This is a genomic window from Rhizobium sp. TBD182 (assembly GCF_001950375.1).
GTDB classification, from domain to species: domain Bacteria; phylum Pseudomonadota; class Alphaproteobacteria; order Rhizobiales; family Rhizobiaceae; genus Agrobacterium; species Agrobacterium tumefaciens.
This window is the reverse complement of record NZ_BDLN01000005.1, coordinates 46622-60465: the sequence shown is the minus strand read 5'-3', so window position 1 is coordinate 60465 and position 13844 is coordinate 46622. Positions and strand designations below refer to the sequence as shown.

13 protein-coding genes and 1 other RNA gene are annotated in these 13844 nt (G+C 59.0%); 9 read left to right on the top strand and 5 right to left on the bottom strand.

Going from position 1 to position 13844, the window contains the following annotated elements; translation table 11 throughout:
* Positions 1-7 precede the first annotated feature (7 nt).
* Positions 8-520, bottom strand: a complete 513-nt coding sequence (locus tag T18_RS16250; RefSeq protein ID WP_003513127.1) for an SspB family protein — start codon at positions 518-520, stop codon at positions 8-10.
* 229 nt (positions 521-749) lie between these two features.
* Positions 750-1122, bottom strand: a transfer-messenger RNA (tmRNA) gene (gene ssrA, locus T18_RS16245).
* A 141-nt stretch (positions 1123-1263) separates the two neighbouring features.
* Here ssrA and T18_RS16240 point away from each other — a divergent pair.
* The 7 genes from T18_RS16240 to T18_RS16210 all read left to right on the top strand — a co-directional run bounded on the left by T18_RS16240 (position 1264) and on the right by T18_RS16210 (position 7819).
* Positions 1264-1572: a DUF2853 family protein gene (locus T18_RS16240; protein WP_003513125.1), complete on the top strand. Its 309-nt coding sequence runs from the start codon at positions 1264-1266 to the stop codon at positions 1570-1572.
* Positions 1573-1665: 93 nt separating this feature from the next.
* Positions 1666-2460, top strand: a complete 795-nt coding sequence (locus T18_RS16235) for a thymidylate synthase (RefSeq protein ID WP_013636479.1) — start codon at positions 1666-1668, stop codon at positions 2458-2460.
* A complete protein-coding gene (locus T18_RS16230; RefSeq protein WP_019565314.1) occupies positions 2457-2984 on the top strand; it encodes a dihydrofolate reductase in 528 nt (175 codons plus the stop codon). The genes T18_RS16235 and T18_RS16230 overlap by 4 nt, the downstream gene beginning before the upstream one ends.
* Before the next feature lie 143 nt (positions 2985-3127).
* Positions 3128-4249, top strand: coding sequence for an FtsH protease activity modulator HflK (hflK, locus tag T18_RS16225; protein WP_003513120.1), 1122 nt, complete (start codon positions 3128-3130; stop codon positions 4247-4249).
* Between the two features lies 1 nt (position 4250).
* Positions 4251-5174 carry a protease modulator HflC gene (gene hflC, locus T18_RS16220; RefSeq protein ID WP_003513118.1) on the top strand — a complete coding sequence of 308 codons (924 nt, stop codon included), beginning with the start codon at positions 4251-4253 and terminating at the stop codon, positions 5172-5174.
* A 261-nt stretch (positions 5175-5435) separates the two neighbouring features.
* The gene (locus T18_RS16215; RefSeq protein ID WP_038491544.1) at positions 5436-6980 is read left to right on the top strand and encodes a Do family serine endopeptidase; all 1545 of its coding nucleotides are present in this window, start codon (positions 5436-5438) and stop codon (positions 6978-6980) included.
* An 89-nt stretch (positions 6981-7069) separates the two neighbouring features.
* On the top strand, positions 7070-7819 hold the full coding sequence (locus T18_RS16210; protein ID WP_038491541.1) for an SDR family oxidoreductase: 750 nt from the start codon (positions 7070-7072) through the stop codon (positions 7817-7819).
* A gap of 24 nt (positions 7820-7843) precedes the next feature.
* Here T18_RS16210 and T18_RS16205 read toward each other — a convergent pair whose 3' ends face one another.
* Both T18_RS16205 and serB read right to left on the bottom strand, forming a co-directional pair.
* Complete coding sequence (locus T18_RS16205) at positions 7844-8416, bottom strand: GNAT family N-acetyltransferase (RefSeq protein ID WP_003513109.1); 573 nt, start codon at positions 8414-8416, stop codon at positions 7844-7846.
* Positions 8413-9303, bottom strand: a complete 891-nt coding sequence (gene serB, locus T18_RS16200) for a phosphoserine phosphatase SerB (RefSeq protein WP_038491538.1) — start codon at positions 9301-9303, stop codon at positions 8413-8415. Before serB ends, T18_RS16205 begins: the two co-directional genes overlap by 4 nt.
* Between serB and miaA the strand changes: the two genes are divergently transcribed.
* Positions 9302-10198: a tRNA (adenosine(37)-N6)-dimethylallyltransferase MiaA gene (gene miaA / locus T18_RS16195; protein WP_038491535.1), complete on the top strand. Its 897-nt coding sequence runs from the start codon at positions 9302-9304 to the stop codon at positions 10196-10198. The genes serB and miaA overlap by 2 nt on opposite strands.
* Positions 10199-10207: 9 nt before the next feature.
* Here miaA and T18_RS16190 read toward each other — a convergent pair whose 3' ends face one another.
* Positions 10208-12214 carry an ATP-binding protein gene (locus T18_RS16190; RefSeq protein WP_075807732.1) on the bottom strand — a complete coding sequence of 669 codons (2007 nt, stop codon included), beginning with the start codon at positions 12212-12214 and terminating at the stop codon, positions 10208-10210.
* 381 nt (positions 12215-12595) lie between these two features.
* Here T18_RS16190 and ilvB point away from each other — a divergent pair.
* The coding region (gene ilvB, locus T18_RS16185; RefSeq protein ID WP_323455234.1) for a biosynthetic-type acetolactate synthase large subunit at positions 12596-13844 on the top strand (1249 nt) is incomplete at its 3' end.

The following is a 13844-nucleotide window of genomic DNA, read 5'->3' as shown; positions in this document are numbered from 1 at the left end:
AAAGCCGTTATTGCTTCTTGCGGAAGGCATCCAGAGAAACGACAGAGCCTTCCTTCTTTTCCTCGCCGGACTTGGGCGTCTCGGACGTTGTAGCCGGCTTTGCCTCATGGGAAACGGGATAGGCGGTGATTTCGGCCTCTTCCAGCTCTTCCTCGTCTGCCAGGGGCACATCGAACTCAAGCTCGAAATTGACCGAAGGATCGTAGAAACCTCTGATGGCGTTATAGGGAACAACCAGCTTTTCCGGCGTATCCGAGAAGGACAGGCCGATTTCGAAGCCGATCTCCGTCACTTTCAGGTCCCAGAACTGATGCTGGATGACGATGGTCATCTGCTCGGCATATTTGGACTTGAGGTGCTGCGAAATCCGCACACCGGGCGCGCCGGTCAGAAATGTTATGAAGAAATGGTGGTCGCCGGGCAGGCGGCCGGTTGCGGCCACTTCACCCAAAACTTTGCGAATAACGCCGCGAAGGGCATCCTGTGCGAGAATGTCGTAACGGATATGATCCTGCCCCATGCGGTCCTGTCTTTCCCTTATTCGAACGTCTTTTAAAGCGCTGCGCACCAAGTGCGCCAAGGACGCTGTAACACTTTGAATCTTTGCGTAATCCGCAAGCCGGGATCAATTTCGATCCTGGCGGCTACGCATTACCCAAGTATACGCAATGTCCTGAACGGCAGCAACGGAAAAGCCGATGCTGTGTGCAAGTCAGCTATCATATAACCAATTCAGGCAAAATGGAGAAGGTGGAGGTTTCTGTTGCCAGGTACCTCCGAACCCCGCCTCACGGGGCTAACCGTGAGGACTTTAGAGCGGAATTCCCGCACCGCCATTAGGCAGCGAGAGCGTATTCCTTAGCGTTGTTGTCATTTGCAACTACACTTGTGACCCGATAACGGCGGTATCATGCCGAGCAAAAGTTCGATCTTTACGCCCTTGTCGATCCTATTTCGCCCCCATCAAAAGCCGGCCTTCATCTTCAAAAGCCGCCGGTTTTTGGTGGAGGCGCCGGGTACCGCCCCCGGGTCCAATAGGTTTATTACACCGACCGTTTATCGCCATAGCCGGGTTGCCCCGGCAAGGTTCATATAGGCGTTTCCCTTGGCCGAGAAAAGGGGCCGATGACAATTCCATGAAAAGATTTCGTGTTTGCCGCCCACAATTTAGACAATTCTTGACGACGAGGGATTGCTGACACATTCTCCCTACAACCGGTCACCACAAGCAACACCGGGCCGGGGACACACGAAGGAGTGGACATGACTGACTATCTCGCAGATGTGAAGAAATACGACGCAGCAGCCGACGAAGCGATTGTCGGCAAGATCGTCAAACATCTCGGCATTGCCCTGCGCAACCGGGATTCATCGTTGGTGTCCGCTTCCGATCCGGAAGAGCTTGCACGTGTGAAGGCGAACTGGTGCGGCAAGAAGCTTGGCGTGACCGATGACAGCGCCGACAAGGCGATCGATGCAACCGCCAAGGCCATGGCCGCAGACCGCTCCAAGTCGCGTGTGACGTTTTATTATCTGGTGGCCAAGGAACTGGGCAAACTCCAGTCGCTCTGATTTTTTCGCGGGGATAAGCGACCCGCTGGTGATTGGTTCTGTCGCCCTGTGTTATTATATTCCCTTGATATCAGGGAATCGGCGGCAGAACACATGAAACAATATCTCGATCTTCTCCGGCATGTGATGGATACCGGCTCCGACCGCGGAGATCGCACCGGCACGGGTACGCGTTCGGTCTTCGGTTACCAGATGCGTTTCGATCTTGCGGAAGGTTTTCCGGTTCTCACTACCAAGAAGCTGCATCTGCGCTCGATCATCCATGAACTCCTGTGGTTCCTGAAGGGCGATACCAATATCGCCTATCTCAAGGAAAACGGCGTTTCCATATGGGACGAATGGGCCGATGAAAATGGTGATCTGGGTCCCGTATATGGCGCACAGTGGCGCTCCTGGCCGGCGCCCGACGGCCGCCACATCGACCAGATCGCGCTTTTGATCGAGGCCCTCAAAACCAATCCCAATTCCCGCCGCCACATCGTTTCGGCCTGGAACCCGGCGCTGGTGGACGAGATGGCGCTGCCGCCCTGCCATTGCCTGTTCCAGTTCTATGTTTCGGATGGAAAGCTGTCCTGCCAGCTTTACCAGCGCTCGGCCGATATTTTCCTCGGCGTGCCTTTCAATATTGCTTCCTACGCACTTCTGACGCTGATGGTGGCGCAGGTCACGGGGCTGAAGCCCGGCGATTTCGTCCATACGCTTGGTGACGCGCATATCTACGCCAACCATTTCGAGCAGGCGAAATTGCAGATGACGCGGACCCCCAAGGCCCTGCCGACGATGCGCCTCAACCCGGATGTACGAGACCTCTTCTCCTTTAAGTTCGAAGACTTTACGCTGGAGAACTACGAGGCGGATTCAACCATCAAGGCACCGATCGCGGTATGAGCGAGCCGCGCATCACCATCATCGTCGCGGTGTCGGAAAACGGCGTTATCGGCCGCGACCTCGATATGCCTTGGAAGCTTTCCACTGACCTAAAGCGCTTCAAGGCGATGACGATGGGCAAACCGCTCATCATGGGCAGGAAGACATTTCTCTCGGTGGGCGAGCGTCCATTGCCGGGCCGGCCGCACATCATCGTCAGCCGCAATGCCGATTACAGGCCTGATGGCGTGGATGTCGTGTCGTCGCTTGAAGACGCCCTCGCGCTTGGCAAAAGCAAGGCTGCGGAACTGGGTGTGGACGAGGTTTTCGTTGCCGGTGGCGGGGAAATCTACCGTCAGGCCATGCCGTTTGCCGATCAACTTTCCGTCACCCATGTGGCCGTAAAGCTTGATGGCGACACTTTTTTTCCGGAAATCGATCCCGCCGTCTTTGAAAAAATCGAGGAAAATGCCGTTCCCGCCGGGGAAAAGGACAATTATCCGGTTCTGTTCACCACTTATTTGCGCAGAGCCGCGTCAAAGTGAACTATTTACCCTGATTGGGTATTTAGTTACCACCTCTGCGTTGAAACGCACGCTTCTCCTTCTTATAACGGGTCCATATTCCCGCCGCACGCGAGCAATCGCTTTCGAACGGGATCGGGAGAGGCTTTTATAAAGAGGTATTGATGCCCTGGAGCAATCAGAATGGCGGCGGCGGCCCTTGGGGCGGCGGCGGTGGTGGCGGAAACAACCAGGGCGGCGGTGGCGGCCCATGGGGGCAGGGACCTAACCGGCCTCGCGGCGGTGGCGGCGGCAATGGCGGCCCGCCCGATCTGGAAGAGATCATCCGGCGCAGCCAGGACCGCTTCAAGAATGTCCTGCCGGGCGGGTTTAATGGCGGCGCGATTGCGATCGTCGCTCTCGTCGTTCTGGTTTTCCTCGGCATTCAGTCCATCTACACCGTCCAGCCGGACGAGCGCGGCGTGGAGCTGCGTTTCGGGCGTCCGAAGGATGAGATTTCGATGCCCGGCCTGCATTTCCATCTGTGGCCGATCGAGACGGTTGAAATCGTCAAGGTGACCGAACAGCAGCAGAATATCGGTTCGCGCGCTTCGTCTTCTTCCGCGAACGGCGTGATGCTGACCGGTGACCAGAATATCGTCAACGTGCAGTTCTCGGTGCTCTATACGGTTTCCGATCCGAAATCCTACCTCTTCAACGTCGACAGCCCGGCTGAGACCTTGCAGCAGGTTTCCGAAAGCGCGATGCGCGAAATCGTCGGCCGTCGTCCCGCACAGGACATTTTCCGTGATAACCGTCAGGCGATCGCGGCGGATGTGCGCACCATCATCCAGTCCACCATGGACGGATACGGGGCCGGCATCTCCATCAATGCTGTCGCCATCGAAGACGCGGCGCCGCCGCGCGAAGTGGCCGACGCCTTCGACGAAGTGCAGCGTGCCGAGCAGGACGAGGACCGCTTCGTGCAGGAAGCCAACCAGTACGCCAACCAGAAGCTGGGTGCCGCACGTGGTCAGGCAGCACAGATCATCGAAGAGGCGAACGCCTACAAATCTCGTGTTGTCAACGAGGCAGAGGGTGAGGCACAGCGCTTCATTTCCATCTACGATCAATATCGCACGGCACCTGACGTGACCCGCCAGCGCATGTTCCTGGAAACGATGGAACAGGTCCTGAAGGGTTCCAACAAGGTCATCATCGACGAGAAACAGGGTGTGGTGCCTTATCTGCCTCTGAACGAGATCATGCGCGGCAATCCGGGCGCGGCACAGCAGGGAGGCAACTGATATGAGCAACCGTCTTACGGCCGTTCTCGTCGGTCTCGCCGCCGTGCTTTTCCTGGCCTATTCGTCGATCTTCGTCGTCACCGAGCGCCAGCAGGCCATCGTTGTGCGCTTCGGTCAGATCCAGGACGTGAAAACGGCGCCGGGCCTCTATTTCAAGCTGCCCTTCGCCTTCATGGATGCCGATCGGGTGCAATATATCGAGAACCGGGCGCTGCGCTTCGATCACGACAACATCCGTGTTCAGGTTTCCGGCGGCAAGTTCTACGAGGTCGATGCCTTCGTGGTCTATCGCATCACGGATGCCCGCCGCTTCCGGCAGACGGTCTCCGGTGACCAGATGTCGGCGGAATCGCGTCTACGCACTCGTCTCGACGCGTCGTTGCGCCGGGTCTACGGTCTTCGCGGCTTCGAATCGGCGCTTTCGGATGCGCGCGCATCGATGATGCAGGAAGTACGTGACGATCTGCGTCCCGATGCGGAATCGCTTGGCGTCAGCATCGTGGATGTCCGTATCCGCCGCACCGATCTCACGCAGGAAGTCTCGCAGCAGACCTTCGAGCGTATGAAGTCGGAACGTCTGGCCGAAGCCGAACTGATCCGCGCCCGCGGTAACGAGGCGGCACAGCGTCGTCGCGCTATTGCCGACCGTCAGGTCGTGGAATTCGAATCCGATGCCCAGCGTCAGTCCGAAGTCCTGCGCGGTGAAGGCGATGCGGAGCGTAACCGGGTCTTCGGCGAAGCTTTCCAGCGCGACCCGAGCTTCTTCGAGTTCTATCGTTCCATGGCGGCCTATTCCAGCGCGCTGTCTGGAACCGGCACGACGCTTGTCCTGTCTCCCGACTCGACCTTCTTCCGTTATTTCAACGACATCAACGGTGCTCCATCCACGGCTCCGGCCGCACCTGCCGCACCGCCGGCAAATTGATAACGGATCGAATGATTTTGGAGGGGCCGGTTTTAACCGGCCCTTTCTTTTTGAGCGAATGGCTGGGTGGCAGCAAAGCGGAAAGGGGCAAAATCCTGTTGTCTCGCGCCCGGAAAGGGATATCCGTTTTCGCGCCGATGCTGTAGGCAGTGAGCAAGGCAGCCGGTGCTGTTCACGAAAAGGTATTTTTACACTTCATCATTCCGCCTTATGCTTTGACGATATATGCAGGGAATGACGATTTGAAACGCGAGGACGCTTATGGCCGTGACCCTTCTTTCGCCTTTTCGCAGCAGAATTGCCGCAGTCGCGGGCTTCGCACTTGTGGCGGGTAGCCTTTCGGCACCGGTTGCGGCATGGGCGCAGAGCCATGGGCCGGCATCGGTCGCCGATCTTGCCGCACCGCTTCTTGATGCGGTGGTGAATATTTCGACGTCGCAGAACGTCAAGACCGAGGGCAAAGGGCCTGTGCCGCCGAAACTGCCGGAAGGTTCGCCTTTCCAGGAGTTCTTCAAGGATTATTTCGACAACCAGAAACCGGAAGGCGGCGACAAGGTCAGTTCGCTGGGATCCGGCTTCGTTATCGATCCGGCTGGCTACATCGTCACCAACAATCACGTCATTGAGGGCGCAGACGCCATCGAGGTGATTTTCCCGAATGGTTCGAAGCTGAAGGCAACGCTGGTCGGCACTGATACCAAGACCGATCTTTCCGTTTTGAAGGTAGAGCCGAAGGCTCCGCTGAAGGCAGTCAAGTTCGGCGATTCGCGCAGCATGCGCATCGGTGACTGGGTCATGGCCGTTGGCAATCCCTTCGGCCTTGGTGGATCGCTGACTGTCGGTGTCGTTTCCGCGCGCGGGCGCAACATCAATGCCGGCCCCTATGACAACTTCATCCAGACGGATGCGGCAATCAACAAGGGCAATTCCGGCGGTCCGCTCTTCAACATGAAGGGTGAGGTGATCGGCATCAATACGGCGATCATTTCGCCGAGTGGCGGTTCGATCGGCATCGGTTTCGCGGTTCCGACGGAACTTGCCCAGAATATCGTCGAGCAGCTCATCCAATTCGGCGAAACCCGCCGTGGCTGGCTCGGCGTGCGCGTCCAGCCGGTTACCGACGACGTGGCCGCAAGCCTTGGCATGGAAGCGGCAAAGGGTGCCTTGATTTCCGGCGTGGCCAAGGGTGGCCCGGTGGAAAACGGCCCGATCCAGGCCGGCGATATCGTGCTGAAATTCGACGGCAAGGATATTCACGAGATGCGTGACCTCTTGAGGATCGTGGCGGAAAGCCCGGTCGGCAAGGAAGTCGATGTCGTGGTCTTCCGTGACGGAAAGGAAGAGACCGTCAAGGTAAAGCTTGGCCAGTTGCAGGATGCGCCCGATGAAAAGGCCGCAACCGACGATCCGCAGGCCGAGGACGGTGACGGCGGCATGGTCGTGCCTGATGACAAGGGCGGTTCCGACGATCAGGCGCAGGACCAGACGCCGGAGGTGCGCGAAGCGCCGCAGCGCGTGCTCGGCATGAACCTCGTAGTGCTGAGCAACGAGTTGCGGACGGAGAAGGGCATTGCCGAAAGCGTCGAAGGCGTGCTTGTCGCCAGCGTCGATCAGGGTTCGCCGGCCGAACAGAAGGGCATGAAGGCGGGTGATGTCATCGTCGAGGTCGGACAGGACTTCATGGAGGTTCCGGGCGACGTGCTTGTGCGTGTCAACGGCCTGAAATCCGAGGGTCGCAAGAATGCGCATATGATGGTCGCCGATGCACAGGGCAATCTACGCGTCGTGGCGCTGCCGCTGGAGTAAAGCTTCTTTCGCCCGGTTCGGCAGGAATCGGGTGGCTGTAGTTTGGCTTGCTCTCTATTCCTCGGTCTCCGGCAAAGGAGGCCAAGGATATGAAATTATTGGAAAACAAGGTTGCGATCATCACTGGCGCGTCATCCGGCATCGGCCGGGCGACGGCAAGGCTGTTTGCCGAACAGGGCGCGGCCGTCATTATCAACGCGCGTGGTGCCAAAGCACTCGAGGACGTGGCTTCCGCCATTCGCCAGGCCGGCGGTCGCGTTCACCCCGTGGCGGGTGACGTCACAGTTGCGGAAACCCATGCCCGTCTGACGGATGCGGCCACGACCGTCTTTGGCGGTCTCGATATCGCCGTCAACAATGCCGGTGCCGTTGGGGCAACAAAACCGCTTGCGGAGATTTCGGTAGAGGAATGGGATCACGTGATCACCGCCAACCTCACTTCCGCATTTCTCGGCGTGCGCAGCCAGATCCCTGCGATGTTGAAGCGGGGAGGAGGTTCGGTCGTCTTCATCTCCAGCTTCGTCGGCACCAGCGCCGGCATACTCGGCATGGCAGCCTATGGCACCGCCAAGGCGGCGCTGATGGGGCTGGTGAAGGGCATTACTGCCGACTACGCCTTCAAGGGAATTCGCGCCAATGCGCTGCTTCCCGGCGGAGTCGATACGCCGATGGCGGGAGATGCGGCCCAGAAGGAGTGGGCTGCAGGGCTGCATGCGATGAAGCGCATTGCGGAACCGGAGGAACTGGCGCAGGCCGCCCTTTTCCTCTCCAGCCCGATGTCGAGCTTCGTTGCCGGATCGGCCCTGTTTGCCGACGGCGGAAATGCGGCTGTGAAATAATTGCCGAACTGGCGGGCGAGGGCGCTACTGTGCCCGTCGTTCCCGCCACTCCGCAAGCGTCAGCGCATAGGTCACATGCGGGCGCAGATGCGGATGGGTGTCTTCCGGGACGCGCGGGTGGTCGAAGTCTCGTGACGGGTCACGCTTGAGGCCGATACGTTCCATCACCCGCGTCGAACGCTGGTTGTCATGGACGGCAAAGGAGACGATTTCCGGCGTTTCCTTTTCGTCAAAAGCCATGACGAGCAGCGATTGCGCGGCCTCGGTGACATAGCCGTGACCCCAGAAACGGGTGGCGAGCCGCCAGCCGATTTCCATGGTTCCGAGCGGAAAGGGCGGATCGAGGTTCATGACCGGCGATATGCCGCAAAATCCCATAACCTCGCCGGTTTCGCGCAGTTCCATGGCGTAGAAGCCGTAACCGCTGCCGCGGATCATGCCGTTGATGGTTTCGAGAACCGCATCCGCTTCCGCATGGCTGCGGCGGAAGGGAAAAAATTCCATGACCTTTTCGTCGGCGTTGATTTCGCGGAACAGATTGCGGTCGCTCTCCTTCCACTCGCGCAGAATGAGCCTTGATGTTTCGCGGATGATCATGGAACGACAAAATCCGTCTTGCGGTAACCCTGAATGTAAAGGAGTGCGGTCAGGTCGCCATGGTCGATGCGCATCTGCGCCTCGGCGGCGACGGCGGGCTTGGCGTGCAGGGCAACGCCCGCGCCGGCCAGATGCAGCATGCCGAGATCGTTGGCGCCATCGCCGACCGCCATTGCCTCGTCCGGCGAGATGCCGAGCTTTGCGGCGATATCGTTCAGCGCATCCACCTTGGCCTGTTTGCCGAGGATCGGTTCGGCAACGGTGCCATCCAACTGGCCATCGGCCTCGCCGAGAAGATTGGCGCGGTTCTCATCAAACCCCAGCATCGCCGCCACCCGGCCGGTGAAGACCGTGAAACCGCCGGAAACGAGGGCGGTATAGTAGCCTTTCGCCTTCATGGTGGCGATCAGCTCCTTGCCGCCTGATGTCAGCGTGATGCGCTTTTCGATGACGTCATCGATGACGGAGACCGGCAGGCCCTTCAGCAGCGCCACGCGCTCGCGGAGCGCCGGCTCAAAAGCGATTTCGCCATTCATGGCGCGGGCGGTAATCGTGGAAACCTTGTCCTTCAATCCCACTTCGGCGGCTAGCTCGTCGATGCATTCCTGACCGATCATGGTCGAATCCATATCGGCGATCAGAAGCTTCTTGCGGCGCTTGTCCTGTTCCTGAACGACGATATCGATCGGCTGGCCCGAAAGCACGCCGGCAATCGCGTCACGTGCCTGTTCGGCATCGGTGCGAGAGGGCAGGGCAATATCGCAGGCGATGCCATCGGCCAGCCAGTAGAGACCGGATGCGTTTACGGCATTGGCGGCCGCTTCGCCGAGGGCCGGTGTCAGAACAGGATTTGACGGATTGGCGATAAGCGTGGCAACGAAAGCCATGATGAAAAACCTTGATGAGAATTTTGATGCGATCCTGATAACCGGCCCGACGGCAAGCGGCAAGTCCGCGCTTGCGCTTCGTATGGCGCGGGAGCGGAACGGTGTCGTGATCAATGCCGACAGCATGCAGGTTTATGACACGCTGCGGGTGCTGACCGCCCGGCCATCCGACGAAGAAATGGCAGGCGTGCCACATCTGCTATACGGCCATGTGCCGGCAAGCAGTTCCTATTCAACGGGTGAATGGCTGCGGGACATTTCCGCCCTGCTTGTGGATTTGCGCAGGCAGCAGCGTTTTCCGGTCATCGTTGGCGGTACGGGGCTTTACTTCAAGGCACTGACGGGCGGCTTGTCCGATATGCCCGCCATTCCTGACGACATACGCGAGAGGCTGCGCGCCCGGCTGATCGAAGAGGGGTCAACGGTCCTGCACGCGGAACTGTCGCGGTGCGATCCCTTGATGGCGCAGGGGCTTCAGCCGGGGGACGGCCAGCGGATCGTTCGGGCGCTGGAAGTTATGGAGGCGACCGGAAAGTCGATCATGGAGTTCCAAAAAGCCAGTGGTCCGATGATAGTTGATCCGGACCGAGCGGAGAAATTCGTGGTCCTGCCGGAACGGCCCGTGCTGCACGACCGCATCAATCGGCGGTTCGAAACCATGATGGAGAGTGGTGCTGTGGAAGAGGTGAAAGCTCTTCTCGCCCTGAACCTTGCGCCTGATGCCACAGCGATGAAGGCGATCGGCGTTTCCCAGATCGCCGATATGCTGGCTGGCGGTATGAGTGAGGCAGAGGTCATCGAAAAATCGGCGGCCGCGACCCGCCAATATGCCAAGCGGCAGATGACCTGGTTCCGCAACCAGATGGGGCCGGACTGGGCACGTATCCAGCCGTAGGGGCCGCGCTCAGTCCTTGCGGTAAAGGCTGCCTAGCGGCTTTTTCATCAGGCTCTCCCGCAGCGAAGGACGTGTCTCTGATGGAGGCGGGCCACTCTGTGCCTGCATCTGGAAGCCGACTTTGCGCAATTCGTTGACAGCGCTGGTATCCGTTGCCGTTGCGGGCGACTGTGGCGCGAGGGTTGTGCGTCCGGGCAGCATGTCGGGGCGGTAGGGTTCGTATCCCTCTGTCGCCGCCGTCCCCAGTTCGCGTTTCCAGCGATCGCCGTCGTCCGCCTCTCTGGGAGCGGACATCGGTTCCTGCATATCGGAGAAGGCCGCTTCGACGCTTTGCTGGAAGCCGGTGATGACCGGCTTGGCTACCGCGCGCATGCGGCTGACGATGGTGTTCAGATCGACTGTATCAGGCGTTTCGTGGGGCGTATGGCTGACTGCGCCGTTCGCCTTCGGCAATTTTGCCGTGGAGACGCGGTCGAAGCGCATGCGCATCGGTACGCCCACCGCCTCGCCAAAGGCGATTGCCTCGCCATTGCCGATGGACGAGAGGAAACTGGTGGTCGAGGTTGAGGCGTTCGGTACGGCGGACAGAATGATCTTCTGGTCGATCTCGTTCGTCAGCCGCATGGCAAAAACGGTCGAGCATTGCGACAGGATGGTCTGGTCCAGCTCACTCGGACGCTGGCTGATGACGCCAAGCGAAATACCGTATTTGCGGCCTTCCTTGGCGATCTGCGCGATCGCCTGCCGGGTCGGGAAAAATCCGCGCTCAGGGTCTGCCGGAACATAACGGTGCGCTTCTTCGCAGACGACAAGCATATGCAGCGAGCCGCGCGCCAGCACCGCGAGTTCGAAGGACATGCGGCAAAGGACGGAGACGACCGAGTTCACCACTTCCGAGGGGATACCGGACAGCTGGAAAACCGAAATCGGCTTACCTTCTCCTGGAATACGGAAGATATGCGCCACCGTTTCCAGAATGGTGTCACTGATCGTATTGCTGGAGAACATGAAGTTATAGCGCGTATCGTTGATGGCCGAGAGGATGCGGCCCTTGAGGGATCGCAGGGTCGGCTTTTCGCCGCGCCCTTCCAGCCGCCCGATGCGCTCGTCGATGAGGGCGAGAATATCGGCCATGCGGTAAGGTACCGGCGTATCCGGCGTGATCGCGCTCTTGTCGGACGTGCGGCGAACGGCGGAGCCATCTGTGCCGCGAAATGCCTTTTTCGCTTCCGGAATGATGTCGCGAAGGACATCCATCTCTTCCGGTACGGGCTTGCGTCCGCGGAAAATCACTTCCGCGAATTCTTCGAGGCGCATCAGCCAGAAGGGAAGGTCGAGCGTGTCGGTGTCGATGACGACAGAATGATCGGGAAAGGCGGCCGCAAATTCATTGTGCGGATCGAGAATGAGGACACGCAGCTTCGGGTCAGTCTCGATCGCCTTGTTCAGAAGAAGGGAGACTGCGGTGGTTTTGCCCACGCCCGTCGAGCCGACGACGGCGAAATGTTTCGCCAGCATCTGCTGGATGTTGATGGCCGCGCCAATCGTGTCGTCCTGCGTCAGCTTACCAATGACGCATGTGTCTCGCTTGCCGCTGTCATAGATCTTGGAAAGGTCTCCCGTGCGGATGCGATGCGCGACCCCGCCCAGGTAGGGGTAACGGGAAATGCCGGTGGAAAAACGTTCGCTGCCATCTTCGGTGCGGTAGACTTCGCCAACGAGTTCCACGTCGATCAGCAGCCGGTTCGGCTTGTCCGACGACCAGTGTTCTTCGCCCGTGCGCATGGCATATACCAGTGCGGCGACACGGCTCGTTCCCATTTCGATCGAGATCAGGCGTCCGACGGACCAGAGCTGCGCGACATCGGTTGAGCCGATTTCCGTTTCTGCGGCGATTGTCGCATGGGCGCCATCACAGGCGATGACGCGGCCGAGCATGCGGTTAGCCGGCTGCTGGCCGGATCGCCGTTCGTTTTCGTCCATGCGGGACGCTCTATGAAACTCGTCACTATTCACGTCTTATCCCGGTACATGCGGATGATCGCGGTGGTTCGGGCATTATCTGCATCCTTGATTGTAAAAGATTATATTTAACAACCTGTGTATCTGTTGCGTTCGAAAATTTCGTCCCTGGCGCCTTAAGGGTAATAAAAGAAGCCGACGCCGATTTTTTCCGCAATATGCGTTGACGACTGGCGCTTTTCTGGCTAACACTCCGGCCCATGAAAAATCTTAACGTACTTATCGTGGTGGGACGGCGCATGGGCAGGATGGTGTAACCATCCGGCGAAAGCACCCATGCGCTGAACGAGGCTCCTCTAGGGGCCTTTTTTTATGTCTTCAAACAGGCCCTCGGGCTCCTCGATATCCAAAGCCAAAGCGGGATGGAAACAGGCAATGACGGATAAGGATAATACGGAAAACAGCAATAGCATGACAGGTGCGGAGATTGTTCTGAAGGCGCTGAAGGACAACGGCGTCGAGCACATCTTCGGTTATCCTGGTGGTGCCGTGCTTCCGATCTACGACGAGATTTTCCAGCAGGAAGACATTCAGCATATTCTCGTACGTCACGAGCAGGGTGCCGGCCATGCTGCCGAAGGTTATGCCCGCTCCACCGGCAAGGTCGGTGTCATGCTCGTTACCTCCGGTCCCGGCGCCACCAATGCGGTCACCCCGCTGCAGGATGCGCTGATGGATTCCATTCCGCTCGTCTGCCTTTCTGGCCAGGTTCCGACATCGCTGATCGGCTCCGACGCATTTCAGGAATGCGATACCGTCGGCATTACGCGCCCCTGCACCAAGCACAACTGGCTGGTAAAGGACGTCAACGAACTGGCGGGCATCATCCATGAGGCCTTCCGCATCGCACAGACCGGTCGTCCCGGCCCCGTCGTCGTCGATATTCCGAAGGACATCCAGTTCGCCACCGGCACCTATACGCCGCCTTCCGCCGCCATTCAGCAGAAGAGCTACAAGCCGAAGGTTCAGGGCGATCTCAACGCCATTCACGCGGCCATCGAATTGATGTCTAAGGCAAAGAAGCCGGTTTTCTACACCGGTGGTGGCGTCATCAACTCCGGCCCGGAAGCGACACGGCTGCTGCGCGAACTGGTAGAGCTGACCGGTTTCCCGATCACCTCGACGCTGATGGGTCTCGGCGCCTATCCGGCTTCCGGCAAGAACTGGCTCGGCATGCTGGGCATGCACGGTTCATACGAAGCCAATATGACAATGCATGATTGCGACGTGCTGGTCTGCATCGGCGCACGTTTCGACGACCGTATTACCGGGCGCCTGAATGCGTTTTCGCCGAATTCCAAGAAGATTCACGTCGATATCGATCCGTCTTCGATCAACAAGACCGTGCGCGTCGACGTTCCGATCATTGGCGACGTCAGCCATGTTCTGGAAGATATGGTTCGCCTGTGGCGCGCTTTGCCTAAGAAGCCGGAAAAAGCGCAGACCGCGGACTGGTGGCTGCAGATCGAGCGCTGGCGCGCCCGCAACTCCTTTGCCTACAAAAATTCCAACGATGTCATCATGCCGCAATATGCATTGCAGCGTCTTTACGAGGCATCGAAGGGGCGCGAGACCTTCATCACCACCGAAGTTGGCCAGCACCAGATGTGGGCGGCGCAGTTCT

What these genes read in the sequence shown, in the direction of transcription:
- miaA (WP_038491535.1), top strand. Translation starts at nt 9,302, where the DNA reads ATGATGAAAAACCTTGATGAGAATTTTGATGCGATCCTGATAACCGGC.
- T18_RS16235 (WP_013636479.1), top strand. Translation starts at nt 1,666, where the DNA reads ATGAAACAATATCTCGATCTTCTCCGGCATGTGATGGATACCGGCTCC.
- T18_RS16205 (WP_003513109.1), bottom strand. Translation starts at nt 8,416, where the DNA reads ATGATCATCCGCGAAACATCAAGGCTCATTCTGCGCGAGTGGAAGGAG.
- T18_RS16210 (WP_038491541.1), top strand. Translation starts at nt 7,070, where the DNA reads ATGAAATTATTGGAAAACAAGGTTGCGATCATCACTGGCGCGTCATCC.
- T18_RS16230 (WP_019565314.1), top strand. Translation starts at nt 2,457, where the DNA reads ATGAGCGAGCCGCGCATCACCATCATCGTCGCGGTGTCGGAAAACGGC.
- T18_RS16215 (WP_038491544.1), top strand. Translation starts at nt 5,436, where the DNA reads ATGGCCGTGACCCTTCTTTCGCCTTTTCGCAGCAGAATTGCCGCAGTC.
- hflK (WP_003513120.1), top strand. Translation starts at nt 3,128, where the DNA reads ATGCCCTGGAGCAATCAGAATGGCGGCGGCGGCCCTTGGGGCGGCGGC.
- hflC (WP_003513118.1), top strand. Translation starts at nt 4,251, where the DNA reads ATGAGCAACCGTCTTACGGCCGTTCTCGTCGGTCTCGCCGCCGTGCTT.
- T18_RS16250 (WP_003513127.1), bottom strand. Translation starts at nt 520, where the DNA reads ATGGGGCAGGATCATATCCGTTACGACATTCTCGCACAGGATGCCCTT.
- T18_RS16240 (WP_003513125.1), top strand. Translation starts at nt 1,264, where the DNA reads ATGACTGACTATCTCGCAGATGTGAAGAAATACGACGCAGCAGCCGAC.
- serB (WP_038491538.1), bottom strand. Translation starts at nt 9,303, where the DNA reads ATGGCTTTCGTTGCCACGCTTATCGCCAATCCGTCAAATCCTGTTCTG.